The organism is Serratia sp. X10 (assembly GCF_017811775.1).
GTDB lineage: Bacteria > Pseudomonadota > Gammaproteobacteria > Enterobacterales > Enterobacteriaceae > Serratia > Serratia ureilytica.
Map to the genome: position 1 here is coordinate 236,229 of NZ_JAEIOH010000006.1, position 25,746 is coordinate 261,974.

The following is a 25,746-nucleotide window of genomic DNA, read 5'->3' on the forward strand; positions in this document are numbered from 1 at the left end:
TCCCCCTGGCGGGGGACCGTTTACAGGAACATGCTGTAGAGGTAACGCGACAGCGCTTCGCGCGAGCTGAAGCCGTGTGCGATGCCGTAACGCTGATTCGGCGCGTCGCTGCTTAAATCCAGGGGAAATTCCAGATATTGCTCGCTGGTGCGCACCGGCGAGGTCGGCGTGGCGAAATGCACGCTTTTCTCTTTCAGCGCCGGGTGGATCACCAACGCGGTTCTGCCCATCCGCGCTTCGCGATTCACATACACATAGTGTGCGCCCTTGCGGTAACCATAGGCCTGATCGGTGACATAATCACGCTCAAAGCCGGTATTCTCCAACACTTTAGCCACTTCATCCGGCCGTAAATACATCGATTCCTCCTCTCATTCTGGACCGCTGAGCGACCTTACCGTAATCATTCACCGAAACAATGATTTTCTGGGGAGGAATCCGGGTTTCAGACTATTCCTGACTCAGGTCCGACGCTGCTGCAACAGACGCAGAGTGAGCAACACGCCGAGCGCCACCAGCAGCGCCGCCGCCAGATAAATCGACGGCACGCCCGCTTGCCCAATCAACAGCCCGGCCAGCGGGCCGGTGATGCCCAACGCCAGGTCGAGGAACGCCGAATAGGTGCCGAGCGCCGTGCCCTGATTCTGCGGCGGCACCTGTTTCACCGCCTCAACGCCCAGCGCCGGGAACACCAGCGAAAAACCGGCGCCGGCCAGCAACGCGCCGGTTTGCACCATCCAGGGCTCGCCGGCCTGCCAGATCAACAGCAGCCCGACGATCTCCACCAGAAACGACGCCAGCGTCACCTTCAACCCGCCGTGGCGGTTGATGACATTGCTGAAGATCAGGCGAATGCCGACGAAGGCGCAGCTGAACAGCGTCAGCGAAAACGCCGCGCCGCTCCAGCCTTTGTCGGCGTAGTAAAGGGTGATGAACGTGGCGATCACGCCGAAGCCGACGGTGCCCATCGCCAGCCCGAGACCATAGGCCCAAATACGGCCGAACACCGCGCGAAAGGCGATGCGTTGCCCGGCGGCGATCGAGACGTCCGGCTTGCCGCTCGCCAACAGCAGCGCCACCGCAACCGCCAGCACGATCAGCGCTGCCACCCCGGCCAAGCCCCACTGCTGATTCAGATACACGCCGAGCGGCGCACCGGCCGCCATCGCGCCGTAGGTGGCGACGCCGTTCCAGGAGATCACCCGCGCGGTATGCATCGCCCCAACCCGGCCGATGCCCCACAGCGTGGAACCGGTGCTGGCGAAGCTTTCGCCGACGCCGAGAAACACCCGCCCCACGCACAGCAGCAGCAGGCTGAGCCACGGCCAACCGTCAACGCCGAACGCCAGCGCGTAAAACAGGCCGCTGGCGCCGCAGCAGGCCAGGCCGAACAGCACCACCTTCTTCGGCCCCAACTGATCGGCGTAACGCCCGGCGTGCGGGCGGCTGAACAGCGTGGCGAAGTACTGCGCGCTGATGATAAGGCCCGCCAGCACCGAGTTGTAGCCCAGGTGGTCATGCACAAACCCCGGCAACACCGCCAGCGGCAGGCCGATGGTCAGGTAGCAGACGAAGGTGAACATCACCACGGACAAAATACGTCGGTTCAACTGGAAGTTATTTTCTGCGGTCATCGAAGGCGGCTCGCATCGGGCGGGGTAGACGAAGCCTTCCAGCATACCCTGACGAGATTTGATGATAAATGAGAGAGTAATAACGAATTATTATTTCGCTAACGGTTTGCCGCCACCCGTGCACGCAGAAAATCGATAAACGCCCGCACCTTCTCCGGCACGTGGCGGGTGTTCGGGTAGAGCGCATAGATGCTCTGCTCGGGGAAACGGTGATCCGGCAGCAACCGTTGCAGCCTGCCGGCGTCGATGTCGGGTTGCGCCAGCCACGCCGGCAGCAGTGCCACCCCGGCGCCATGCAGGGCGAACGCCAGCAATGCGGCGGCGCTGTCGCCGGTGAGGGGGGCGGCGTCCGCGACCTTGAACAGCACCGCTTCGCGCTGCGGCGTGACCACCTGCCAGCTGAGGGGCGAACTGAGCCGGCTGTGGGCGATCCACTGCGCCTGCGCCAGATCCGTCAGCGAATGGATCGGTCGCTCGGCCAGATAATTCGGCGCCGCCACCGGAAAGATGGCGAAGCTGTCGATCAGCGCCGCGCGGTGGCTGGAATCCGCCAGCTGGCCCAGGCGGATCGCCACGTCGAAGCGCTCCGAGATCAGATCGGCGTGATAAGAAGAAGAGACATGCTGGATGCGCAGGCGCGGATGCTGGCGCGAAAACGCCGCCAGCGCCGGCGCCACGACCTGCGCGCCATACTCAGGCGTGCTGGTAATACGCAGCACGCCGCTCAGCCCGTGATGATCGCGTCGCACGTCGTCGAGCACGTTCTCGGCCTCTTGCAACAGCTGCAGGCTGCGCTGGTAAAAGCGTTCGCCGGCATCGGTCAGCGACAATCGGCGGGTGCTGCGCGCCAGCAGTGAAACCCCCAGTTCGTTCTCCAGCTGCTTGACGTTAAAGCTCACCACCGCCTTGGTTTGCCCCAGCGCCGCCGCCGCCGCGGTAAAGCTGCCCGCTTCCACCACCGCCGCGAAGATCGCCAGACGCTGCAAATTCAGCATTTCATCGCCCTTATTGTCAAAATAATTTTGACAGTGTAATCGCCCGCCGCCGATTTATCCGCACTTTTCCCCCCGATACACTGCTCGCCTTCAACCGGAGGCACCATGTCTTATCGCAGCAAAGTGGCAATCGTCTATCTGCTCGGCTTTTTCGTCGATCTGATCAATATGTTTATCGCCAACGTCGCCTACCCCGCCATCGGCCAGGCGATGGGGGCATCGGTCAGCCAGCTGGCGTGGGTCAGCAACGGCTATATTCTCGGCCTGACGCTGGTGATCCCGCTCAGCGCCTGGCTGGCGCAGCGCATCGGCGGGCGGCGGGTGTTTCTGCTCTCGCTGGCGCTGTTCATGCTGGCCACCCTCGGCGCGGGCAACGCCGACAGCATCGGCGCGCTGATCGGCTGGCGCACCCTGCAGGGCATGGGCGGCGGTTTGCTGATCCCCATCGGCCAGACCCTGACCTATCAGCTGTACCGCAGCCATGAACGCGCCGGGCTGTCGGCCGCCATCATGTTGGTCGGGCTGCTGGCGCCGGCGCTGTCACCGGCGCTGGGCGGCTGGCTCGTCGATCGGTTGGACTGGCGCTGGGTGTTTTTCGCCAACCTGCCGCTGGCGGCCCTGGCCCTGGCGCTGGCGGCGCTGTGGCTACGTGCGGAAACGCCGACGGCGGCGCGCAAACCGCTCGACGCGACAGGATTACTGAGCGCCTGCGCGGCGCTGACGCTGCTGCTGCTCGGCCTGACCCGGCTGAGCGAAGCCGGTCATCAGGTTTCCGGCGCGGCGCTGCTGGCCGCCGGCCTGCTGGTGCTGGCCTATTATCTGCGCCATAGCCTGCGCACCCCGCAGCCGCTGCTGAACCTGCGGCTGGTCGGCGATCCGCTGCTGCGCAACGCCATGGCGGTTTATTTGTGCATTCCCGGTCTGTTCATCGGCGTCAGCCTGGTGGCGATGCTGTATTTGCAAAACCAGCTGGGGATGCCCGCCGCGCAGGTCGGCGGCCTGATGCTGCCCTGGGCGCTGGCGTCGTTCCTGGCCATCACGCTGACCGGCAAAAGCTTTAATCGCCTCGGCCCGCGGCCGCTGCTGATCGCCGGCTGTCTGTTGCAAGGCGCCGGCATGCTGACGCTGGCGCAGATCGATCAGGCCGGGCAGCACGCGTTACAGATCGCCGCCTTCGCCCTGATGGGGTTCGGCGGCAGCCTGTGCAGCAGCACCGCGCAGAGCAGCGCGTTTCTGCAGATCCCCGACGGCCAATTGGCAGACGCCAGCGCACTGTGGAATATCAACCGCCAGCTCAGTTTTTGCCTCGGCGTGGCGCTGCTCAGTCTGCTGCTGAATCTGCTGCTGGCCGTGTTGCCGCCCGCGGCGGCTTACCGAACCTGCTTCATTCTGGCGGGCGCCAGCACACTTATCCCGCTGTTGCTGTGTCTGCGCCTCGCCAACCGCGCCATCGTGCGCCAACTCAACGCTCAACAGGATGCTTTATGAACCCGTATTTTACCGAAGTGATCGACGCCCACATCGCCATTGAACGCTGGCTGGGCAAAGGCGCCGGAGAGGAGCAGGCGCTGCTGGCGCGCTTTACGCCGGATTTCAGCATGATCGCGCTGAACGGCGCCCCGCTGGATTTCACCGCGCTGTGCGCTTTTTTCCGCGCGCATCGCGCCGCCAAACCGGGACTGGAAATCGAGATAGAAGAGATGAAGCTGGTGGCCGAATGGCCGACGGGCGCGGTAGTCAGTTATCGAGAAAAACAGCGGTTGCCAGGGCAAAGCGCCACGCTGCGCTACTCCACGGTGGTGTTTGAACGCCTGCCCGACGCGCTCGGCTGGCGGCATTTGCACGAAACCGCCGCGGCGCAATAATTACAGGAAGCTGCCGGCCAAAAACAGTTCCCAGCCGACGATCACCCCGCACAGGGTTACCGCGCTGAAAATGACCTCAAACAGATAGCGCTGGATCATCGTTCGTCGCCTCAAAAGAAGACACCCGGAAGAACCGGGTGTCTGGAGTACGGGCTGGAGCGTGCGGAACCTTTCGGTTCCGCAAACATCACTTAATTAAGCTTTTTTACCGGCTTTTTTGTGGTGTTTTTTAGCGGCCTGAGCTTTCTGCACTGGCGCTTTTTTGTGGTGTTTTTTAGCAGCCTGGGCTTTCTGAGCTGGCGCTTTTTTGTGGTGCTTTTTAGCGGCCTGAGCTTTCTGGGCTGGCGCTTTTTTGTGGTGCTTAGCTTTCTTGTGGTGCGTTGCTTTAGCTGGCGCTTTTTCAGCAGCCGCCGCTGGGGCAGCGGTAGTGGTGGTCGCAGCTGGCGCGGTGGTGGTAGCCGGAGCAGTAGCTGCAGTATCAGCAGCGAAAGCAACAGAAGACAGACCCATAGTGGCAGCAACGATCAGCGCTAATACTTTTTTCATCTTTAAATCCTCAGAGTGTTGTTTCGGTAAGCTCCGGTGGAGCCGTTGAAACAGATACTAGTGGAATCAAACGACCGTTTCCGTGAGTGATTGGTTTCGCCGAGTAACCAAATGTACAAAGCCCAGGTGCCGGCAAACACCTGCGTGACGGCGGTTTTTTTCCGTGATCGGCTACGCAAATCTCGACATGGTCTACACTTAAAAGACATGTGTCGAAATGGAGAGCTGAATGTTTAAGAAAGCGGAAAGAACAGAACGCGATATCGATCAGGATGTGACTCTGTTGGCCGATACGCTGGATGAAGTGTTGCGCGAGTCCGGTGACAAGACCAAAGAGGAACTGAAAGAGCTGCACAGCAAGGCGAAAGGCGTGCTGCGCGACGCGCGAGCGCGATTCAACGGCTCCACCAGTCTGACACAGCATGCGCGCGACGCGGTCGATCAAGCCGACAGCTATGTGCGTGACAAACCTTGGCAGGGCGTAGGGATCGGTGCCGCCGTCGGCATCGTGCTCGGCGTGCTGCTGGCCCGGCGTTAACACCCCTGCAGTCATAAAGATAAAACAGATGTGCGTCTGGCCCGCGGAAATCGCGGGCCGTTTAATTTTAGCGAAACAGCTGCGCCAGCCCCTGTACCGCTCGCTCCGCCTCCTCTCGCCGGCTGAAATTGGCGAACCCCAGCAGTAACCCTTGCCCCGCCTGATGGTCGATTCGCCACTCCGACAACGCCTGCACCGCCAGCCCCTGTCGCCAGGCCTGCGCCGCCAACGGCGCATCCGCCAAGCCGTCGCGCAGCCGGGCCAACAGCTGAATGCCGCCCTGTTGCGGCACCGTCGTCAGCCAGGCCCCCAGCTGCCGTTCCAGCGCCTGCGTCAGCCACTCGCGCCGCTGGCGGTACAGCGGCCGCATGCGTTTCAGGTGGCGATAGAAATGCCCTTGCCGGATAAAATCCGCCACGCCGGCCTGCAGCAGCGGCGGGCAGCCGCAGCCACGCAGCCGGCTGCTGCGCGCAAAGGCCTCCGTGAGGCCGTCGGGCACCACCAGATAAGCCATGCGCAGCGCCGGGAACAGCGTTTTGCTGAAGGTGCCGGCGTACAGCACCCGCCCCTGAACATCGAGGCTTTTCAGCGGCGGCAGCGGCCGCCCGTGATAGCGAAACTCACTGTCGTAGTCATCCTCGAGGATCCAGGCCCCGCGCTGCTGCGCCCAGTCGAGCAGCGCCATCCGCCGCGCCAGGCTGAGCGAGACGCCGAGCGGGCTTTGATGGGTCGGCGTCACCACTGCCAGCCGCGCCTCAGGCTCCGTCAGCATACCGGCGGCCACGTCCATGCCCTGTTCATCCACCGGCACGGCGACCGGCCTGACGCCGGCGGCCCGCAACAGCGGACGCGTGACCGGATAACCGGGATCTTCGATCCATACCGCGTCGCCGGCGTGCAACAGCGTCTCCGTCACCCAGTCCAGCAACGCCGGATAACCGGCGCAGAGGAAAATTTGCTCCGGCCGACAGCTGATGCCGCGCGACAAATGCAGATAATGGGCGATCGCCTCACGCAGTTCAGGCAGGCCGCCGGCCAGCGGCAGCGCCAGGGAAGCCGCCGTGGAACCACGCAGCTGGCGGGCGACAATGCGCTGCCACAGCGCCCGAGGAAACGCATCCAGCGCCGGCACGCCCAGTTGGAAAGGCTGTAGCATGCCCTGCGGCTGCAGCGGATCGGGCGCTATCGTCGCCAGCGGCGGCGCAGCGGGCATCGCGCCCGGCGGCATGTGCGGCAACTGCGGCGAGACATAGGTGCCCGCCTGCCCCCGGCTCTGCAAGAAACCTTCGGCGATCAGCTGCGCGTAGGCGCTTTCCACCGTGGCGCGCGCCACGCCCAGATCGCTCGCCAACCCGCGCACTGAAGGCAGCCGGCTGCCCGCCGCCAGGCTGCCCTGGGCGATGGCGTCTTTAATCCGCTGGTAAATCTGCCGGTACAGCGGCTCGGCAAGCCGGCTGTCCAGCCGCAATGAAGTCAGGAACGGTGGCATCATGGCCCGGTTAAATAATCATTTTATGGCCCTATAGCATAGACCATAAGGCCGCTAAAGTAGCGCCATGATTTCGTTACTACCGATTGAGGTTGACCATGATTAAGCCACGTTTGAACTATGCCGAGCTGGCGCCCGCCCCGTACAAAAATATGGTGAGCGCGCTGATGGCGCTGGAGAAAGGCACTCTGGACAAAGCGACCATCGAGTTGATGTTTATGCGCGTTTCGCAGATCAACGGCTGCGCCTACTGCCTGGACATGCACGGCAAAGCGCTGCGCGAAAGCGGCTTCAGCCATGCCAAGCTGGATACGTTGGCGGGCTGGCGCGTCAGCCATGAATTCAGCGAACGTGAACGCGCGGCGCTGGAGTGGGCCGAGTCGGTTACGCTGATCGCCGCCACCGGCGCGCCGGACAGCGCTTTCGAGGCGCTGAAAGCGCACTTCAGCGACGCCGAGATCGCCGATCTGACCTTCGCCATCAGCATCATGAACGCCTTCAACCGGCTGGCCGTCAGCATGCGTCAGTAATGCGCTCGCCTCCCCCTCTTGACTCTGAGGGGGAATTTCACACCCGCAAAAATTTTTCCCCTCGCCTTTTCCAGCCCCGGCGCGGCCTGCGCGCAAAACCCGACAAAACACCATATATAGCGTGGTTGATAAAACAAATATCAACATATAGTATTTTATGGGTCAGCCGCAGGGAATGTTGTTCGGCTGATAACGCCGTCAGAAACGCCAGGAACAATGCTCCGTTCTCTGACTTGTCCGCCTTTCCTTCAGCCTAAAGGTAAATGCGAATCATGAGCATTATTATTTACAGTAAGCCGGACTGTGTCCAGTGCAACGCCACCTATCGCGCATTTGATAAACAGGGGATTGATTATCAGGTGATCGACCTCACCCAGGATCCGCAAGCGCTGGACCACGTTAAATCCTTAGGTTATCAGCAAGTTCCGGTGATTATCGCCGGTGACGATCACTGGGCCGGTTTCCGGCCGGACAAAATCGGCGCGCTGGCGCTCACCTGCTGAGGCCCGACGATGAATCCGCTGGTCTATTTCTCCAGCAGCTCGGAGAACACCCATCGATTCGTTGAGAAACTGGGCCTGCCGGCGATCCGCATTCCGATCGCCGGCGCCCGCAGCAAATTGCTGATGGAACAACCCTATATCTTGATCGTGCCCAGCTATGGCGGCGGCAGCGCCGTCGGCGCGGTGCCGATCCAGGTGATCCGCTTTCTCAACGTTCCGCAAAACCGTTCATACCTGCGCGGCGTCATCGCCGCCGGGAACACCAACTTCGGCGCAGCGTACGGCATCGCCGGCGACATCATCGCCAAAAAATGCCAGGTGCCTTTCTTGTACCGCTTCGAGCTGCTCGGCACTACGCAAGACGTTGAAAACGTTAGACAGGGAGTAACCGCATTTTGGCAACGACAGAACTGACCAGGCCCGAGACGGGCGCGCTGGATTACCATTCGCTCAACGCGATGCTCAATCTTTACGATGCGGAAGGCCGGATCCAGTTCGATAAAGATCGGCTGGCGGCGCGGCACTACTTCCTGCAGCACGTCAACCAAAACACCGTGTTCTTCCATAACCTGGAGGAAAAGCTGCGCTATCTGGTGGAAGAAGGCTACTACGAGCCGCAGGTGCTGGCGCAGTACGAATTCCCGTTTATCAAGCAGCTGTTCCAGCAGGCCTACGCCAAAAAATTCCGCTTCGAGACTTTCCTCGGGGCCTTCAAGTACTACACCAGCTATACGCTAAAAACCTTCGACGGCAAGCGCTATCTGGAACGCTACGAAGACCGGGTGTGCATGGTGGCGCTGACGCTGGCGGCGGGCGACACCGCCCTGGCGCAGGATCTGGTGGAAGAGATGATTTCGGGCCGCTTCCAGCCGGCCACGCCGACTTTCCTCAACTGCGGCAAACGCCAGCGCGGTGAGCTGGTCTCCTGCTTCCTGCTGCGCATCGAAGACAATATGGAATCGATCGGCCGGGCGGTAAACTCCGCGCTGCAGCTGTCGAAACGCGGCGGCGGCGTGGCCTTCATGCTGAGCAACATTCGCGAGGTGGGCGCGCCGATCAAACGCATCGAGAACCAGTCCTCCGGCGTCATTCCAATCATGAAAATGCTCGAAGACGCCTTCTCCTACGCCAACCAGCTCGGCGCGCGCCAGGGGGCCGGCGCGGTGTATCTCAACGCCCACCACCCGGATATCCTGCGTTTTCTCGACACCAAGCGGGAAAACGCCGACGAGAAGATCCGCATCAAAACGCTGTCGCTGGGGGTGGTGATCCCGGATATCACCTTCGAACTGGCGAAGAACAACGAAGAAATGTACCTGTTCTCGCCCTACGACGTCGAACGGGTGTATAGCACGCCGCTGTCTGAAATCAGCGTCAGTGAAAAATACCGTGAGATGGTGGACGACAAGCGCATCCGCAAGTCGCGCATCAACGCGCGCGAGTTCTTCCAAGTGCTGGCGGAGATCCAGTTCGAATCCGGCTACCCCTACGTCATGTTCGAGGACACGGTCAACCGGGAGAATCCGATCGCCGGGCGCATCAACATGAGCAACCTGTGTTCGGAAATCCTGCAGGTCAATCGCGCCAGCACCTATCACGAGGATCTGAACTACGATCGCATCGGCAAGGATATCTCCTGCAACCTCGGCTCGCTGAACATCGCCAAAACCATGGACGCGCCGGACTTCGGCAAGGCGATCGAGACCGCGATCCGCGCGCTGACCGCGGTGGCCGACATGAGCGACATCCGCTCGGTGCCGTCGATCGCCGAAGGCAATCGCAGCGCCCGCGCCATCGGTCTGGGCCAGATGAACCTGCACGGTTACCTGGCGCGCGAGCGCATCTTCTACGGCTCGGAAGAAGGCATCGACTTCACCAATCTCTATTTCTATACCGTGGCCTATCACGCCATCCGCGCCTCGAACCGGCTGGCGATCGAACGCGGCGGCGCGTTCGACGGCTTTGAGCACTCGCGCTATGCCAGCGGCGAGTACTTCGACAAATACATCGAACGCGACTGGCTGCCGCAGACCGAGCGGGTGCGCGAGCTGTTCGCCGCCGCCGGCATCGCCATTCCGGGCCGCGATGAGTGGCGCGCGCTGCGCCAGTCGGTGATGATGCACGGGCTGTACAACCAGAACCTGCAGGCGGTGCCGCCGACCGGTTCCATCTCGTACATCAACAACGCCACCTCCAGCATCCACCCGATCGTCTCGCGCATCGAGATCCGCAAGGAAGGCAAGATCGGCCGCGTTTACTATCCGGCGCCGTACATGACCAACGACAACCTGGCGTATTACCAGGATGCCTACGAGATTGGCCCGGAAAAAATCATCGATACCTATGCCGCCGCGACGCAACACGTCGATCAGGGGCTGTCGCTGACGTTGTTCTTCCGCGATACCGCCACCACCCGCGACATCAACCGCGCGCAGATCTACGCCTGGCGCAAAGGCATCAAAACCATTTACTACATCCGCCTGCGCCAGATGGCGCTGGAAGGCACCGAGGTGCAGGGCTGCGTGTCCTGCGCGCTGTGAGGCAACTTATGACGACCGTAACATCGGCGCCGCTGGTGCGCGCCATCAACTGGAACATCATCGAAGACGACAAGGATCTGGAGGTGTGGAACCGCCTGACCTCCAACTTCTGGCTGCCGGAGAAGGTGCCGCTGTCCAACGATATCCCCTCCTGGGCCACGCTGACGCCGAAGGAGCAGCAGCTGACCATTCGGGTGTTCACCGGGCTGACGCTGCTGGACACCATCCAGAACACCGTCGGCGCGCCGGCCCTGATCGCCGATGCGCTGACGCCGCACGAAGAGGCGGTGTACTCCAACATCAGCTTTATGGAAGCGGTGCACGCCCGCTCTTACAGCTCAATCTTCTCCACCCTGTGCCAAACGCCGGACGTGGATGACGCCTATCGCTGGAGCGAGGAAAACCGCGCGCTGCAGAAGAAAGCCGGCATCATTCTGGCGCACTACCGCAGCGACGATCCGCTGCTGAAAAAAGTCGCCAGCGTGTTCCTCGAGTCGTTCCTGTTCTATTCGGGCTTTTACCTGCCGATGTACTGGTCCAGCCGCGCCAAGCTGACCAACACCGCCGATCTGATCCGCCTGATCATTCGCGACGAAGCGGTGCACGGCTACTATATCGGCTATAAGTTCCAGAAAGGGCTGGAGAAAGTGGACGCTGCACGGCGCCAACAGGTGAAAAACTTCGCCTTCGATCTGCTGCAGGATCTGTACGACAACGAGGTGCGTTACACCGAGGAGCTGTACGACGGCGTCGGCTGGACGGAAGACGTGAAGACCTTCCTGCACTATAACGCCAACAAGGCGTTGATGAACCTCGGGTATGAAGCGCTGTTCCCACCGGCGATGGCGGAGGTCAACCCGGCGATCCTGTCGGCGCTGTCGCCAAACGCCGACGAAAACCACGACTTCTTCTCCGGTTCAGGGTCGTCTTACGTTATCGGCAAGGCGGTCAACACCGAGGATGAGGACTGGGATTTCTGAGGACATGACAGCGATGCCGGTCTTTCAGGCCGGTATCGTGCATTCAATACCCTTGTTCTTTCTGACTGCGGATCGCCAGAACAAACGCCGTATCGATATCAGGAATGTATTTGTAGAGCGCCAAATAACCGCGAGCTTGCTGCCCAATAATCAATTCACGCAGCCCTGCGCCAAGGGACCGTCCGATCAATGGATTATGTTCCAATACCGCAATTGCCTGGATGATTTCCTGAATGCGCCGCCCTGAATCCGCAGCGCCATACTGAGCCAAATGAGCGAGAATACGTTCGATATCATCCCTGACCTCTGGCGCCAACTCGACATTTGCCATCAGCGCCCCAATTTTTTAACCGGAGGTTTGACAGCGGCAGTATCACCCGCTGCGTAATTTTCCAAATAACCGCGCATCTCTTTCCAAGAGACCGTCTCTCCCGTCGCAATTATCTTGGCATAGCGTTTTTCCGCTTCATTCGCAAAGTCGCGGCGCAACTCTTCCTGCTGCGTTTTCTCCGCTATTGCCTGCAAAATAAAGCTGTGAGACGTTACGCCAACCTGCTCGGCGACGGCAGCGACTCGAGCTTTAAGCTCATCTGGAATACGAATGGTCGTCGTCGACATAATCGCTCCTAACGTCGGTCAATCACATGTAGCTCAATTGTGCTACATGCAGTCTGACAGCGCAATAATGCAGAGGATTATTTCACCGATTGACGCAGCTCAAGCCGCCGCCAGATAGCGCGTTTCTCCGCGTCGCTGGCGGTCGGCCAGGCGGCGATCTCCGCCCGCGTGCGCCGGCATCCGCGGCACTGCTGGGTTTCGTCGTCAATCCGGCACAGGCTGACGCAGGGCGACCTGACGCCGGGATGAAACTGCTGATTGTCGCCCGCCATACGCTGCCCTTGATGTGATGAGTTCCGCCACAGGATACCCGATCCTGCGGCGGTGCGTCGTCAATCAGATGATGCCGCCGTTGGCGCGCAGGGTTTGGCCGTTGATCCAACCGCCGTCGGCCCCCGCGAGGAAGGCCACCGCCGCAGCGATATCGTCCGGCGTGCCCAGGCGCTCCAGCGGCGCCATCTTCGCCAACCGCTCGATAAGCTCCGGGGTTTTGCCGTCGAGGAACAAGCCGGTGGCGGTCGGTCCCGGCGCGACGGCGTTCACCGTGATATTGCGGCCGCGCAGCTCTTTCGCCAGCACGCTGGTCAGCGCTTCGATCGCCGCCTTACTGGCGGCATACATGCCGTACCCCGGCTGCAGCAACCCCACCACGCTGGAGGAGAAGTTGATGATGCGGCCATTGTCGCGCAGGCGCTTCGCCGCCTCGCGCATCGCATTGAAGCTGCCTTTCAGATTGATGTCGAGCAGGCGATCCACGTCTTCGTCACGCATATCCGCCACCGGCGCCAGCGCGATCACCCCGGCGTTATTGACCAGCACGTCGACGCCGCCAAACGCCTGTTCGGCGCTGTCGAACAGGCGGGCGACCGCAGAGGCATCGCTGACGTCGGCTTTGACGCTCAAGGCGCGGCCGCCACCCTGTTCAATCTTGCGCACCAGCTCATCGGCCGGCGCCGGGTTGCCCGAATAGTTGATGATGACGGTGAAGCCGTCGGCGGCCAGACGCTCGGCGATGGCCGCGCCGATGCCGCGCGATGCGCCGGTGACGATGGCGACGGAGGGAGTTTTCTGATTCATCGGGAGATCCTTAAAGAAAACGACGAGGGTAACGTTAATCATGCACTCTTTATCACGGCGAATCAGCCCCGATTCTCTGGCATCATCATCCCAAATTATCGAACAATGTCCCCAAGGCGCTTACGATGGCCGCCCGTTGGGCGACCATTTCCATTACAGGGCGCCGTAGTTCAATGGCACCCAGGTGTAACCGTCGCCCTGGCGGTTCAGATACCCCAACCCCGGGAACGACAGGTGTGCGCCCCCCACCAGTTCGCTCTGCCGCGCGCTGTCGCCAAATATCCGCAGCCGCTGAGCGACCGCCGCCTTGGCATCGTTATCAAAGCTGATAGCCACCTTCGGATGCGGCATCTGCACCGCCGCCACGTGGATCAGATCCCCCAGCAGCAACAGCTTCTGGCCCTGGCTGGTCACCTGATACACGCTATGCCCCGGCGTATGGCCGTGGGCGGCAAAGGCGGCAATGCCCGGGGAAAGCTCACCGTCGCCGCTGAACGGCTTAAAGTGGCCGGCCGCCTGATACGGCTTGATCACTGCCTGAGCCCGTTCGAAGTTGCTTTTACTGCCCGCGCTGGCCTGTTTCAGTTGGTCCGCGCTTAGCCAGAAGTCCGCGTCCTGGCTGGCGGCGCGCACTACCGCATTGGGGAATACCGCCTTGCCGTCGTGCGTCAGGCCGCCGAGGTGGTCCGGGTGCATGTGGGTCAGGTAGATCTCATCCACCTGCTCCGGCTGGTAGCCCGCCGCACGCAGGTTATCCACCAGCTTGCCCAGGCCGTCGCCCAGTAGCTGGCCGGCGCCGCTGTCGATCATCACCAGCTTGTCGCCGGTATTGATCAGATAAGCATTGACCGACGTGACCACCGGCAGGCTTTGATGCTGCTCGGCTACCCCGGCGACGATCTGCTGCGGCGTGCTGTTCAGCAACAGTTTGTCCGCCGGCAGGCGAATGATGCCGTCAGACAATGCGGTCACTTCAAAACCGCCCAACATGATGCGGTAGAATCCCGGCGTCGGGGTTTTGGCCTGCGGCGCGGCGGCGCCGGCCTGTAACGACATAACGGCCAGCGCCGCGCCCAACAGACAACGTTTCCAGAACATGATGACTCCTTGTGAGAATTAAACAGCGCTAAGTATTGACGCAAAAAGCCCGATGCGCCTGTTTAATAAATGCCTTTGATAAATATATAAATAATATATTCATTATGAATAATTTTGTTTGCCGAGCCACACAACCCCAATCCATATTTTCTCGTGCGCCGCTTGGTTATTTTTCTTACTCCCTAAACCACGAGTAAGGAAATATGATGAGCTATCAATTCGAAAACCTGGTCTTTGAAGGCGGCGGCGTAAAAGGCATCGCCTATGGCGGCGCACTGGAATTGCTGGAGGCCAAAGGCATCATGCCGCAGATCAAGCAAACCTCCGGCGCCTCAGCGGGCGCCATCGCCGCGCTGCTGGTCGGGCTGGGCTGCAGCTCGGCCGACGTGACCAAGATTCTGTCGGCGATGGATTTTAAAAAATTCCTCGATTATAACGGCGGTTTTTTCGGCACGCTCCAGGACGCCTATCGCCTGTTCAATCAATACGGCATTGCGCCCGGTGATTATTTTTATCAATGGTCGCGCGATATTATCAAGCAATATACCGGCAACCCGAATATTACCTTCGAACAGTTCGAAGCGATGAAAACGGCGAAAGGGTTCAAGTCGATTTACTTTATCGGCGCCAACCTCAACAGCGGCCAGCGCGAAGTCTATTCGCATCGCACCACGCCGCGCATGAAAGTGGCGGACGGCCTGCGCATTTCGATGTCGTTCCCGTTCGCCTTCGTGGCGAAGAAAAATGCCCTGGGCGACCTGTGCATCGACGGCGGCATGATCGACAACTACCCGGTGCGGCTGTTCGACTATGACTTCTCCGCCACGCCGCCTTACATCGACAACGCCAGCCAGCGCATCAACACCCGCACGCTGGGCATTCGCCTGGACTCCGCCAGTGAAATCGCTCAGGCCGCCGGTCAGGCCGGCCCGCGCACGCCGGTCAACAACCTGTTTGATTTCACCCTGGCGGTGGCCAACGTGATGCTGGACATCCAAACCAAGGTGCATCTGGACAGCGATGACTGGAAGCGTACCGTGTATGTCGACACGCTCGACGTCGGCACGCTGGAGTTCGGCATCAGCGAGGAGAAGAAACGCGCGCTGATCGAATCCGGCCGTCGCGGCGTAGAGCGCTACTTCGCGTGGTATGACGCCGCCATGAAGCAAGCGGCGTAACCGGCAGTTCCCCGCCCGCGCGTCAGGCCGGCGCGCGGGCAAAAAAAATCCCCGCGGGGGCGGGGAAAGGCAAAGTAACGCTAAGGATTTATAGGAGTTATACGAAGAACTTGGCTAATACCAGCAGCGACAGCGAGACGTTGATAGCGCCGCCGATACGGGTTGCGATCTGGGCGAACGGCATCAGCGACATGCGGTTGCCGGCGGTGAGGATCGCCACGTCGCCGGTTCCGCCCTGCCCGCTCTGGCAGCAGGAGACGATCGCCACGTCGATAGGATGCATGCCGATTTTCTTGCCGACGAAGAAGCCGGTCGCCACCAGCGCGCTGACGGTGGTGACGATCACGATCAGATTCTGTACGGTGAACGCGTCCACCAGTTCCTGCCACGGCGTGATGGCGACCCCGACGGCGAACAGGATGGGATAGGTCACGGCGGTGCGGAAAAATTTGTACACCACCTGCGAGCCTTCCTGAATGCGCGGCGACACCCCGTGCGCCAACTTCACCGCCACGGCGGCGAACAGCATGCCCACCGGCGCCGGCAGGCCGATCAGACGGTGCAGCAGCATGCCCACCATATACAGCAGAATGGCCAACAGCGCGCCGCAGGCGATGGTGCTGACGTCCACCTTGCCGCTGATTTTTTCCACCGCGCTCATGTCGCTTTCACCCTGCTTGCTCGGCATCAGGCTGCCTTCGCCGGTCAGGTGCGGATAACGCTTGCCCAGTTGGTTGAGCAGGCCGGCGATGACGATAGCGGTCAGGCTGCCGAGCATCACGATAGGCAGAATGCGCCCCAGCGCCACGCCCTGCTCCATGTGCAGGATCGCGGCGTAACCCATCGACAGCGGGATCGCCCCTTCACCTACGCCGCCGGCCATGATCGGCAAGATCAGGAAGAAGAAGATCTGGAACGGTTCCAGGCCCAGCGCCATGCCGATGCCCATCCCCACCAGCATGCCGACGATCTCGCCGCACAGCATGGGGATGAAGATGCGCAGGAAGCCCTGGATCAGCACCTGGCGGTTCATGCTCATGATGCTGCCGACGATGATGCAGCAGATGTAGAGGTAAAGAATGTTGGTCGATTTGTAGAACTTGGTGGTCGACTCCACCACCACGTCCGGCAGCAGGCCATAGTGCACCAGCGCGGAAGGAATGAAAGTGGCGCAGATCGCCGCCGCGCCCATTTTGCCGATCAGCGGCAGGCGCTTGCCGAATTCGCCGCAGGCGAAACCGAAGAACGCCAGGGTGGCGACCATCACCACGATATCGCTCGGCAACTTGCCTTCCAGGCAGTCGAGCAGAATCAATACGCCGGCCAGAATAAAGAACGGTAACGGAATAATCCCTACTTTATAATTGTCCAGTATCCGCCACCATTTCTCACGCAGAGGAATATCGGCGGCCTTGTCTTTGGCTACGAGGTAAGAATCATCTGTTGTGCTCATAATCTGGCCTCTTATTAGTTTGTTCAGCCATCATAGGGAAGCGCACGGATTATCTGCTGTGATTATGTTCAAAATTAAAAAGGGTTTTTAATGGTGGTTATGGTTTCTATGGGGTTAATTAAGATTATGTAAAAATCAGCGTGGTTTTAATGGTGTTAATGCCGTTTTTATTTTAAAGCTTATCAACTTTATCGCAGACGAACAATTCTCGTCCGGTTCACTCTAATCCCGTGTGAGGGATCACAAGTTGATCGGGCGCAATATTACACACCCCGTATCTCGTGATAGGGTAAGGCTTCAGGATCTCTTTACGGTGAAGCTCCGCCATGCGCCTTAAACTCTCATTTCAAATCAAGCTGTTTCTGTGCCTGGTGGCCTTCTCCTGCCTGCTGCTGAGCTGCATCGGCGCCTACACCTATTACCAGCTGGATGCGCAACTGCACCGCGATCTCGGCGCCCGCGCCCAGGTGCAGGCGCGTGAAATCGCCCTTATCCCTTCGTTGGTGGATGCCGTAGAAAAAAACGACGCCGCCAGGATCGCTGCGTTGATGAAAAAAATCCGCGCCAGCAGCGACGCCAGCTATATCGTCATCGGTGATAATCATGCCCGTCATCTCTATCATTCCGAATATGAGGGCCGCCTGGGCACGCCGATGATCGGCGGCGATAATAAAGAAGTATTGGAAGGAAAAAGCATTATTTCCATTCGCAAGGGTGGCATCGGCGTTTCATTACGCAGCAAGGCGCCGATTCTGGATGAAAATAATCACGTCATCGGCATCGTTTCCGTCGGCTATTTGAAATCGCATATCGATAATTTAAATGCCAGGACATTAACGCAAATTATCGGTTCCATCGTGCTGCTGCTGATCGCCCTGTTCGTTTTTTCCTGGCTGCTGTCGAAAAATCTCAAACGCCAAATGTTCTGGCTGGAGCCGAAAGAGATCGCGCTGCTGGTGCGCCAGCAAAAAGCGCTGCTGGAAGCCATCTATGAGGGCGTGATCGCCATCGATCCGCAGCTGCGGATCATCACCATCAACCATGCGGCGCGTGAGCTGTTGGATCTGCATCAGCCCGCCACCGGCCTGCTGGGCCAGCCGATCGGCGATGTGATCCAGGCCCAGCCGGACTTTTTCGCCGTCGCGCACTTGGAGCACGACACCCATGACGAGGTGTGCCGCTTCAACCACGTGCGGGTGATCGCCAGCCGGGTGCGCATCATGCAGGAGCAGGAGCTGCAAGGCTGGGTGATCAGCTTCCGCGACAAGAACGATATCAATACCCTGAGCAGCCAGCTCAGCCAGGTGAAACGCTATGCCGACAACCTGCGCATCATGCGCCACGAGCAGCTGAACTGGACCGCCACGCTGGCCGGGCTGCTGCACATGCAGCGCTACGACGAGGCCATCCGCTATGTGGAAGCCCAGTCGGAGGGGGCACAGGAGATCCTCGATTTCATCTCGCAGCGCTTCAGTTCGGCGGCGCTGTGCGGGTTGCTGCTGGGCAAATACTCCAGCGCCAGAGAGAAAGGCATCGAACTGCGTTTCGATCCGGCCTGCCAGCTGCGGCAGATCCCGGCGGCGCTGAATGAGACCGAACTGATGTCGATCGTCGGCAACCTGCTGGATAATGCGGTGGAGGCGACGCTGCACTGCCCGGCTCCGCACGACGCGATCGAACTCTATATCAGCGACGGCAGCGACGAACTGGTGATCGAGGTGGCGGATCGCGGCACCGGCATCGCCGAGGAGATTCGTGATACGCTGTTTGAACAGGGCGTGACCACCAAAGCGGATAAAAGCGACCACGGCATCGGCCTGCATCTGGTCGCCAGCCACGTGGCGCAGGCACACGGCAGCATAGAAGTGTCGGACAACGAGCCGCACGGCGCGATATTCTCTATATTTATCCCTAAATAAAACCCATAACCCGATTTTTTTGAGCACCCGATTATGTCACACCAAACACTGGACGTTCTGATCGTGGAAGATGAGCCGCAACTGGCGACGCTGCACGCAGAGTTCATCGAGAAAAATTTCAACCTGCAGGTGGTAGCCTACGCCGCCACGCTGGCCGAAGCTCGGGCCAAAGCCAACGAGCATCAGCCGCGGCTGATCCTGCTGGACAACTTTCTGCCGGACGGCCAGGGCATCGAGCTGATGGAAGAACCGGCGGTGAAGAATCCCGCCTGTTCGGTGATTTTCATCACCGCCGCCAGCGACATGCATACCTGCAGCCAGGCGATCCGCAACGGCGCCTTCGACTACATCATCAAGCCGGTGTCTTACAAACGGCTGCGCAACTCGCTCGAGCGCTTCATGCAGTTCGTGCAGACCCAGCGCACCTTTAAAATCATCGATCAGGACAATGTCGATGCGCTGTACAACCTGCAGTCGAAGCAGTTCTCCAGCGAACCGAGCGCCAAAGGCATAGAAACCAACACGCTGGAGCTGGTGCAGGCGCTGTTTATCGCCCAGCCGGCGGTGGCACATGCGGTGGAAGACGTGGTCGAACAGGTCGGCATCAGCAAAACCACCGCTCGCCGTTATCTGGAATATTGCGTCGCCACCCAGTTCGTGCGGGTGGAGATGCTGTACGGCAATATCGGCCATCCGCGCAGGCTGTATCGCAAGGCCTGAGGCTGCCATCTGGCTGTCATACTAAGGCGATAACATGACGCCCGACGATATCCCCCTCGATATCGGCACCTGTCGTTAAAACTGATGAAATACTGATGACTTTTGCCCGGCCTCTGGTCGGGTTTTTTATTATCCGAACGGCAGGCGCGGCGCCCAAATATTTCTCTGCGCCACACCGTATTATTTCCCCAAAAACCAAACCATTATGGCGAATAATGGCCGTCAATTTTGAGTCACGGGCTAAATTACCATAACTAATTAAAACCTTGATGTAAACCACTAATATCCTATTTAAATGACATTGAGGGTTGTCTCAGATATTCACTGTGTTAGGGTAAAAAGCTCTTTTATTTTGCTAAGGACAGCCCATAACGCTTTAATTAAACCAGAGGAAACAGCAAATTGCATGGCAATTAAACTCGAAGTAAAGAACCTGTATAAGATATTTGGCGAGCACCCGGAACGCGCATTCAAACTGCTGGATAAAGGTCTGACAAAAGATCAGCTGTTTGAAAAAACCGGCTTATCGCTCGGCGTAAAAGACGCCACTCTGGCCATTGAAGAAGGCGAGATATTTGTCATCATGGGGCTCTCCGGTTCCGGCAAGTCCACCCTGGTACGCCTTCTCAATCGTCTGATAGAACCCACCCGCGGTCAGGTGCTGATCGACGGTGAGGACATCGCCAAAATATCCGACACCGCGCTGCGCACCGTGCGGCGAAATAAGATCAGCATGGTATTTCAGTCATTCGCGCTAATGCCGCACATGAATGTTCTGAATAATACCGCCTTTGGCATGGAATTAGCCGGAATACCGCTGCAGGAGCGCCAGGAAAAAGCGCTGGACGCCCTGCGTCAGGTCGGGCTTGAGAATTATGCGCTGTCTTACCCGGATGAATTATCCGGCGGCATGCGTCAGCGCGTGGGATTAGCCCGCGCGATGGCCAATAACCCGGATATATTATTGATGGACGAAGCCTTCTCGGCGCTCGATCCGTTAATTCGCACCGAGATGCAGGATGAGCTGGTGAAATTACAGGCTCAGCATCAGCGCACCATCGTGTTTATTTCCCACGATCTGGACGAAGCGATGCGCATTGGCGATCGCATCGCCATCATGCAGGGCGGCGAGGTGATCCAGGTCGGCACGCCGGACGAGATCCTCAATAACCCGGCCAACGACTACGTGCGCACCTTCTTCCGCGGCGTGGACATCAGTCATGTGTTCAGCGCCAAGGATATCGCCCAGCGGCGCCCGGTGACGCTGATCCGCAAAACCCCCGGTTTTGGCCCCCGCTCGGCGCTGCAGCTGCTGCGCGATGAGGACCGTGATTATGGTTATGTTGTTGAACGCGGGAAGAAATTTATCGGCGTGGTGTCGATAGAGTCGCTGAAAAAGGCGCTGTCCGCCAATCAAACGCTGGACGATGCCCTGCTTGAGGCCCCCGCCGCTGTGCCGGCCGACACGCCGCTCAGCGATCTGATCTCCCTGGTCGCCCAGGCGCCGTGCGCAGTGCCGGTAGTGGGCGAAGAACATAACTATCTCGGCATCATCTCCAAGGCCATGCTGCTGCAGGCGTTGGACAAGGAGGGCTCAGCCAATGAGTGATACCACGCAAAACCAAGATCCCTGGGCTACCGCACCGGCCGATGCCGGCGCTGCCCCAACTCACGATGCCGCCGCCAACGCCGGCGACGCCTGGTCCAGCGCGCCTCCGCCGGCCGCTCATGACGCCGCCGGGCAAGGCGCCGATTGGCTCAGCAGCGCCCCGGCGCAGCCTGAGCACTTCAGCCTGCTTGATCCGTTCCACAAAGCCTGGGTGCCGTTTGATTCCTGGGTCACGCAAGGCATCGACTGGCTGGTGCTGCACTTCCGCCCGCTGTTCCAGGGCATCCGCGTGCCGGTAGACGTGATCTTGAGCGGCTTCCAGCAATTGCTGTTGGGCATGCCGGCGCCGATCGCCATTCTGGTGTTCTCGCTGGTCGCCTGGCAGATCGCGGGCCTCGGTATGGGCGCCGCGACGCTACTCTCTCTGGTCGCCATCGGCGCCATCGGCGCCTGGTCGCAGGCGATGGTTACGCTGGCGCTGGTGCTGACCGCGCTGTTCTTCTGCATCCTTATCGGCCTGCCGCTCGGCATCTGGCTGGCGCGCAGCAAGCATGCCGCCAAAGTGATTAGGCCGCTGCTCGACGCCATGCAAACCACCCCGGCCTTCGTCTATCTGGTGCCGATCGTCATGCTGTTCGGTATCGGCAACGTGCCGGGCGTGGTGGTGACCATTATCTTCGCGCTGCCGCCGATCGTGCGTCTGACCATTCTTGGCATCAAGCAGGTGCCGGAGGATCTGATCGAGGCCGCCGAATCCTTCGGTGCCAGCCCGCGCCAGCTGCTGTTCAAGGTGCAGCTGCCGCTGGCGATGCCGACCATCATGGCCGGCGTGAACCAGACGCTGATGTTGGCGCTGTCGATGGTCGTCATCGCCTCGATGATCGCCGTCGGCGGTCTGGGCCAGATGGTGCTGCGCGGCATCGGCCGGCTGGATATGGGCCTGGCCGCCATCGGCGGGGTCGGCATCGTGATCCTGGCGATCATTCTCGATCGCCTCACCCAATCGCTGGGGCGCGATCGCCGCAGCAAGGGCATCGGCCGCTGGTACCGTCGCGGCCCCATCGGGCTGTTTACCCGTCCATTTATCAAACAAGCCTGACGCTTTTCCCGCCGGCGGCTGCGGCCCCGGCGGGCCAAGGCACCACCACATCAAAAGAGGGGAAACACTATGCGCACCACGGGCATCTGGGCTCTCGCCCTGACGACACTGATTGGCTCACAGAGCGCCATCGCGGCGGATTTACCCGGTAAGGGAATAGCGGTACAGCCGGTGCAAAGCACCATTTCCGAAGAGACGTTCCAGACGCTGCTGGTCAGCAAGGCGCTGGAAAAACTGGGTTACGACGTGAAGGAACCGCGCGAAGTGGATTACAACGTCGCCTACACCTCCATCGCCTCCGGCGACGCCACCTTTATCGCGGTCAACTGGGATCCGCTGCACGCCGATCAGTACAAGGCCGCCGGCGGCGACGCCAAGTTCTACCGCGAAGGCGTCTACGTCAACGGCGCCGCGCAGGGCTACCTGATCGACAAGAAAACCGCCGAGCAGTACCACATCACCAACGTCGAACAGCTCAAGGATCCCAAGATCGCCAAGCTGTTCGACACCAACGGCGACGGCAAGGCCGATCTGACCGGCTGCACCCCGGGCTGGGGCTGCGAGGCGGTGATCAACCATCACATCAAGGCCTATGGCCTGAGCAATACCGTCGAACACAACCAGGGCAACTACGCGGCGATGATCGCCGACACCATCACCCGCTACAAAGAGGGCAAACCGGTGCTGTATTACACCTGGACGCCGTACTGGGTCAGCGATGTGATGGTGCCGGGCCGCGACGTGGTCTGGCTGCAGGTGCCGTTCTCTTCCTTGCCGGGCGAGCAGAAGAACGTCGATACCAAGCTGCCTAACGGCGCCAACTACGGCTTCCCGGTCAACACCATGCGCATCGCCGCCAACAAGCAGTGGGCCGAAGCCAACCCGGCGGCCGCCAAGCTGTTCGCCATCATGAAGCTGCCGATCGCCGACATCAACGCGCAAAACCTGCGCATGCATGAAGGCCAGGCTTCGGAGGCCGACATCCAAAACCACGTCAACGGTTGGATCAAGGCGCATCAGGCCACCTTCGACGGCTGGGTGAAAACCGCCGCCGAAGCGGCGAAGCCGTAACCGATCGGGGGCGCCGCCTCTGCCGCGCCCCTACCCCGCCAGATCGATGCCGCTGAACTGTAAAAAACGTGCAGCGGCGTTCGACAAGGGCTGCGGCCAAATGCAATACACCTGGCGCCGCGGCCCGTCTTCAATCGGAATCGACACCAGCGCCCCTAAACGCTGCGCGGTCGAGATCGGTACGATGCCCGCCGCCAACCCGCGACGCACCAGATTCTCCAGCCATTCGATATGGTCGATTTCAAAACTGACGTGCCGGCGGATGCCCGCCGCCTGAAAGGCGCGGTCGGTTTGGCGCCGCGCGCCGGTGCCGCTGTAAAAATCCACCAGCGGCACTTCCGCCAGCGCCTGCAGGTTGACCCGCTCGCGGTTGGCCAGCGGATGCTGCGGCGCCACCAGCGCCACCAGCGGCTCATCGGTCAACTGCCGGTGCGACATCGGCAGCAGATCGACATCGCCGGGCCAAATGCCGACGAACGCCATATCGCACTTCTGCTGACGCACATCCTCCAGCAGGGCTTCGCTCATGCCAACGTACAGGCGGATGTTCACCGCCGGATAGTGGCGATGAAACTTGTCGAGCTTTTCGGTCAGATCAATCGCGTTTATGGTTGAAATCGTACCGATGGTCAGGGTGCCGGACACCGCATCGCCGGCGGCGGTCACCTCTTCCACCAGCGCCTGCTGGGCCGCCAGCAGGCGCTGCGCCGACGGAATGAAAGCCTGGCCGGCGGGGGTCAAGCGCACCCGGCGCGAAGTGCGTTCAAACAGCGTACAGCCCAGCTCTTCTTCCAGTTTGGCGATCTGGTGGCTGAGCGCCGACTGCACCGTATGGCAGCGCTGTGCCGCCCGGGTGAAACTCTGCTCTTCCGCCACCGCCAGCGCATAGCGGATCTGTTTCAGGTTCATGGCATCTATCTTGAAATGAGATAAATCAAATGAAAATTATACATTGGTTTCCGCAGACGCGTTGCCGGATACTGCGCGCCATCTTCTTTCCGTGATGAAAAAACCATGAGCCAACAAAACGCCCATCCGGGCCTCAGCCCGGCGCTGACCGTGCTGATCGCCATCGCTACCGGCCTGGCGGTCGCCAGCAACTATTACGCGCAACCGCTGCTGGAAACCATCGCCACCGGTTTCAACCTGTCGGTCAATCAGGCCGGCTTTATCGTCACCGCCGCGCAGCTCGGTTACGCCACCGGCCTGCTGTTGCTGGTGCCGCTCGGCGACATGTTCGAGCGCCGCGGGCTGATCGTGTTCATGACGCTGCTGGCCGCCGGCGGCATGCTGATCACCGCCACTTCCGCCACGCTGCCGATGATGATCCTCGGCACCGCGCTCACCGGGCTGTTCTCGGTGGTGGCGCAGATCCTGGTGCCGCTGGCCGCCACGCTGGCCCATCCGGAAAAGCGCGGCAAGACCGTCGGCATCATCATGAGCGGCCTGCTGCTCGGCATCCTGCTGGCGCGCACCGTCGCGGGCGCCTTGGCATCGTTCGGCGGCTGGCGCACCATCTACTGGGTCGCCAGCGTGCTGATGATCCTGATGGCGCTGATCCTGTGGCGCGCGCTGCCGCGCTATAAGCAACACTCCGGGCTGAACTACCCGCAGCTGCTGGCCTCGATCTTCAGCCTGTTCTGCCGCACGCCGCTGCTGCGCACCCGCGCCATTCTCGGCGCCCTGTCGTTCGCCAACTTCAGCGTGCTCTGGACCTCAATGGCCTTTCTGCTCGCCGCGCCGCCGTTCAACTATTCCGAAGGGGTGATCGGACTGTTCGGTCTGGTGGGCGCCGCCGGAGCGCTGGCCGCTTCGCGCGCCGGGCATCTGGCGGACAAAGGCAAGGCCGGATTGACCACCACCGTCAGCCTGGTATTGCTGCTGCTGTCCTGGATACCTATCGCGCTGGCTAAACAATCGCTGTGGGCGCTGATCGCCGGCATCCTGATCCTCGATCTGGCGGCGCAGGCGGTACACGTCACCAACCAGAGCGTGATGTATCGCATCATGCCGGAGGCGCGCAACCGCCTGACCGCCGGCTACATGACCAGCTACTTTATCGGCGGCGCGCTCGGTTCGCTGCTCTCCGCGTCCGCCTATCAGCATGCCGGCTGGTACGGCGTGGCCGCCGTCGGAGGGGGGTTATGCCTGCTCAACCTGCTGACCTGGTGGCTCGGCAAGCATCACGATCCGCAGGGGCCGGCGGCAATCTGATTATCGTGCAAATAGTCACTAAAGAAATTTATTAGCGGTGCAGGGTATAAACATTACTTACTCTCTGGTA

28 protein-coding genes are annotated in these 25,746 nt (G+C 60.4%); 15 read left to right on the top strand and 13 right to left on the bottom strand.

Annotation, left to right across the window (positions count from 1 at the left end; genetic code table 11):
- Positions 1–20: 20 nt before the first annotated feature.
- From J9788_RS19510 to J9788_RS19520, 3 genes are all read right to left on the bottom strand, one after another.
- Positions 21–359, bottom strand: a complete 339-nt coding sequence (locus tag J9788_RS19510) for a DUF2002 family protein (protein ID WP_033644143.1) — start codon at positions 357–359, stop codon at positions 21–23.
- A 102-nt stretch (positions 360–461) separates the two neighbouring features.
- Positions 462–1,634 carry an MFS transporter gene (locus tag J9788_RS19515; protein WP_046897841.1) on the bottom strand — a complete coding sequence of 391 codons (1,173 nt, stop codon included), beginning with the start codon at positions 1,632–1,634 and terminating at the stop codon, positions 462–464.
- Between the two features lie 98 nt (positions 1,635–1,732).
- Positions 1,733–2,629, bottom strand: a complete 897-nt coding sequence (locus tag J9788_RS19520; protein ID WP_182265578.1) for a LysR family transcriptional regulator — start codon at positions 2,627–2,629, stop codon at positions 1,733–1,735.
- A 105-nt stretch (positions 2,630–2,734) separates the two neighbouring features.
- Here J9788_RS19520 and J9788_RS19525 point away from each other — a divergent pair, with 105 nt between their 5' ends.
- Both J9788_RS19525 and J9788_RS19530 read left to right on the top strand, forming a co-directional pair.
- Positions 2,735–4,117: an MFS transporter gene (locus tag J9788_RS19525; RefSeq protein WP_046897843.1), complete on the top strand. Its 1,383-nt coding sequence runs from the start codon at positions 2,735–2,737 to the stop codon at positions 4,115–4,117.
- Entirely contained in the window at positions 4,114–4,494 is a 381-nt protein-coding gene (locus J9788_RS19530) for a DUF4440 domain-containing protein (RefSeq protein ID WP_094141959.1), read from the top strand. The genes J9788_RS19525 and J9788_RS19530 overlap by 4 nt, the downstream gene beginning before the upstream one ends.
- 195 nt (positions 4,495–4,689) lie before the next feature.
- On the opposite strand, the gene asr is transcribed toward J9788_RS19530, so the two are convergent.
- Entirely contained in the window at positions 4,690–5,040 is a 351-nt protein-coding gene (gene asr / locus J9788_RS19535) for an acid resistance repetitive basic protein Asr (RefSeq protein WP_004928953.1), read from the bottom strand.
- A 229-nt stretch (positions 5,041–5,269) separates the two neighbouring features.
- Between asr and J9788_RS19540 the strand changes: the two genes are divergently transcribed.
- Positions 5,270–5,578, top strand: coding sequence for a YqjD family protein (locus J9788_RS19540; protein WP_004928950.1), 309 nt, complete (start codon positions 5,270–5,272; stop codon positions 5,576–5,578).
- A gap of 67 nt (positions 5,579–5,645) precedes the next feature.
- Here the strand turns inward: J9788_RS19540 and J9788_RS19545 are convergent, their stop codons facing one another.
- Positions 5,646–7,070 (bottom strand): PLP-dependent aminotransferase family protein, encoded by a 1,425-nt coding sequence (locus J9788_RS19545; protein ID WP_182265579.1) that lies wholly within the window; start codon positions 7,068–7,070, stop codon positions 5,646–5,648.
- Positions 7,071–7,165: 95 nt separating this feature from the next.
- Between J9788_RS19545 and J9788_RS19550 the strand changes: the two genes are divergently transcribed.
- From J9788_RS19550 to nrdF, 5 genes are all read left to right on the top strand, one after another.
- Entirely contained in the window at positions 7,166–7,597 is a 432-nt protein-coding gene (locus J9788_RS19550; protein WP_182265580.1) for a carboxymuconolactone decarboxylase family protein, read from the top strand.
- A gap of 272 nt (positions 7,598–7,869) precedes the next feature.
- On the top strand, positions 7,870–8,100 hold the full coding sequence (locus tag J9788_RS19555) for a redoxin NrdH (RefSeq protein ID WP_033644148.1): 231 nt from the start codon (positions 7,870–7,872) through the stop codon (positions 8,098–8,100).
- Between the two features lie 9 nt (positions 8,101–8,109).
- Positions 8,110–8,514, top strand: a complete 405-nt coding sequence (nrdI, locus tag J9788_RS19560; RefSeq protein WP_004928930.1) for a class Ib ribonucleoside-diphosphate reductase assembly flavoprotein NrdI — start codon at positions 8,110–8,112, stop codon at positions 8,512–8,514.
- Entirely contained in the window at positions 8,496–10,640 is a 2,145-nt protein-coding gene (gene nrdE / locus J9788_RS19565) for a class 1b ribonucleoside-diphosphate reductase subunit alpha (protein WP_182265581.1), read from the top strand. The genes nrdI and nrdE overlap by 19 nt, the downstream gene beginning before the upstream one ends.
- Before the next feature lie 8 nt (positions 10,641–10,648).
- Positions 10,649–11,620, top strand: a complete 972-nt coding sequence (nrdF, locus tag J9788_RS19570) for a class 1b ribonucleoside-diphosphate reductase subunit beta (protein ID WP_004928917.1) — start codon at positions 10,649–10,651, stop codon at positions 11,618–11,620.
- A 43-nt stretch (positions 11,621–11,663) separates the two neighbouring features.
- Here nrdF and J9788_RS19575 read toward each other — a convergent pair whose 3' ends face one another.
- The 5 genes from J9788_RS19575 to J9788_RS19595 all read right to left on the bottom strand — a co-directional run bounded on the left by J9788_RS19575 (position 11,664) and on the right by J9788_RS19595 (position 14,413).
- A complete protein-coding gene (locus tag J9788_RS19575) occupies positions 11,664–11,951 on the bottom strand; it encodes a type II toxin-antitoxin system RelE/ParE family toxin (RefSeq protein WP_033639548.1) in 288 nt (95 codons plus the stop codon).
- A complete protein-coding gene (locus tag J9788_RS19580) occupies positions 11,951–12,238 on the bottom strand; it encodes a CopG family ribbon-helix-helix protein (RefSeq protein WP_182265582.1) in 288 nt (95 codons plus the stop codon). The genes J9788_RS19575 and J9788_RS19580 overlap by 1 nt, the downstream gene beginning before the upstream one ends.
- A 77-nt stretch (positions 12,239–12,315) precedes the next feature.
- The gene (locus J9788_RS19585) at positions 12,316–12,510 is read right to left on the bottom strand and encodes a DUF1289 domain-containing protein (protein WP_046897850.1); all 195 of its coding nucleotides are present in this window, start codon (positions 12,508–12,510) and stop codon (positions 12,316–12,318) included.
- A 64-nt stretch (positions 12,511–12,574) separates the two neighbouring features.
- On the bottom strand, positions 12,575–13,315 hold the full coding sequence (locus J9788_RS19590) for an SDR family oxidoreductase (protein ID WP_042785246.1): 741 nt from the start codon (positions 13,313–13,315) through the stop codon (positions 12,575–12,577).
- A gap of 153 nt (positions 13,316–13,468) precedes the next feature.
- Positions 13,469–14,413: an MBL fold metallo-hydrolase gene (locus J9788_RS19595; protein WP_182265583.1), complete on the bottom strand. Its 945-nt coding sequence runs from the start codon at positions 14,411–14,413 to the stop codon at positions 13,469–13,471.
- A gap of 206 nt (positions 14,414–14,619) precedes the next feature.
- Between J9788_RS19595 and J9788_RS19600 the strand changes: the two genes are divergently transcribed.
- A complete protein-coding gene (locus J9788_RS19600; RefSeq protein ID WP_094141951.1) occupies positions 14,620–15,591 on the top strand; it encodes a patatin-like phospholipase family protein in 972 nt (323 codons plus the stop codon).
- A gap of 97 nt (positions 15,592–15,688) precedes the next feature.
- Here J9788_RS19600 and J9788_RS19605 read toward each other — a convergent pair whose 3' ends face one another.
- Positions 15,689–17,044 (bottom strand): 2-hydroxycarboxylate transporter family protein, encoded by a 1,356-nt coding sequence (locus J9788_RS19605; RefSeq protein WP_182265584.1) that lies wholly within the window; start codon positions 17,042–17,044, stop codon positions 15,689–15,691.
- Positions 17,045–17,370: 326 nt separating this feature from the next.
- On the opposite strand from J9788_RS19605, the gene J9788_RS19610 reads away from it, so the two are divergent.
- Together J9788_RS19610 and J9788_RS19615 are read left to right on the top strand one after the other, a co-directional pair.
- Complete coding sequence (locus J9788_RS19610) at positions 17,371–18,963, top strand: sensor histidine kinase (RefSeq protein WP_046897854.1); 1,593 nt, start codon at positions 17,371–17,373, stop codon at positions 18,961–18,963.
- A gap of 33 nt (positions 18,964–18,996) precedes the next feature.
- The gene (locus J9788_RS19615) at positions 18,997–19,683 is read left to right on the top strand and encodes a response regulator (protein ID WP_046897855.1); all 687 of its coding nucleotides are present in this window, start codon (positions 18,997–18,999) and stop codon (positions 19,681–19,683) included.
- Positions 19,684–19,699: 16 nt separating this feature from the next.
- Here the strand turns inward: J9788_RS19615 and J9788_RS19620 are convergent, their stop codons facing one another.
- On the bottom strand, positions 19,700–19,963 hold the full coding sequence (locus J9788_RS19620) for a hypothetical protein (protein WP_129993510.1): 264 nt from the start codon (positions 19,961–19,963) through the stop codon (positions 19,700–19,702).
- Between the two features lie 126 nt (positions 19,964–20,089).
- On the opposite strand from J9788_RS19620, the gene proV reads away from it, so the two are divergent.
- The 3 genes from proV (at position 20,090) to proX (ending at position 23,462) form a co-directional block, all read left to right on the top strand.
- Positions 20,090–21,292, top strand: a complete 1,203-nt coding sequence (proV, locus tag J9788_RS19625) for a glycine betaine/L-proline ABC transporter ATP-binding protein ProV (protein WP_046897856.1) — start codon at positions 20,090–20,092, stop codon at positions 21,290–21,292.
- Positions 21,285–22,391, top strand: coding sequence for a glycine betaine/L-proline ABC transporter permease ProW (gene proW / locus J9788_RS19630; protein WP_046897857.1), 1,107 nt, complete (start codon positions 21,285–21,287; stop codon positions 22,389–22,391). The genes proV and proW overlap by 8 nt, the downstream gene beginning before the upstream one ends.
- 69 nt (positions 22,392–22,460) lie before the next feature.
- The gene (proX, locus tag J9788_RS19635; protein WP_033644160.1) at positions 22,461–23,462 is read left to right on the top strand and encodes a glycine betaine/L-proline ABC transporter substrate-binding protein ProX; all 1,002 of its coding nucleotides are present in this window, start codon (positions 22,461–22,463) and stop codon (positions 23,460–23,462) included.
- A gap of 30 nt (positions 23,463–23,492) precedes the next feature.
- On the opposite strand, the gene J9788_RS19640 is transcribed toward proX, so the two are convergent.
- A complete protein-coding gene (locus tag J9788_RS19640; protein ID WP_182265585.1) occupies positions 23,493–24,371 on the bottom strand; it encodes a LysR family transcriptional regulator in 879 nt (292 codons plus the stop codon).
- 105 nt (positions 24,372–24,476) lie between these two features.
- Between J9788_RS19640 and J9788_RS19645 the strand changes: the two genes are divergently transcribed.
- Entirely contained in the window at positions 24,477–25,676 is a 1,200-nt protein-coding gene (locus tag J9788_RS19645) for an MFS transporter (RefSeq protein WP_182265586.1), read from the top strand.
- Positions 25,677–25,746: the final 70 nt, after the last annotated feature.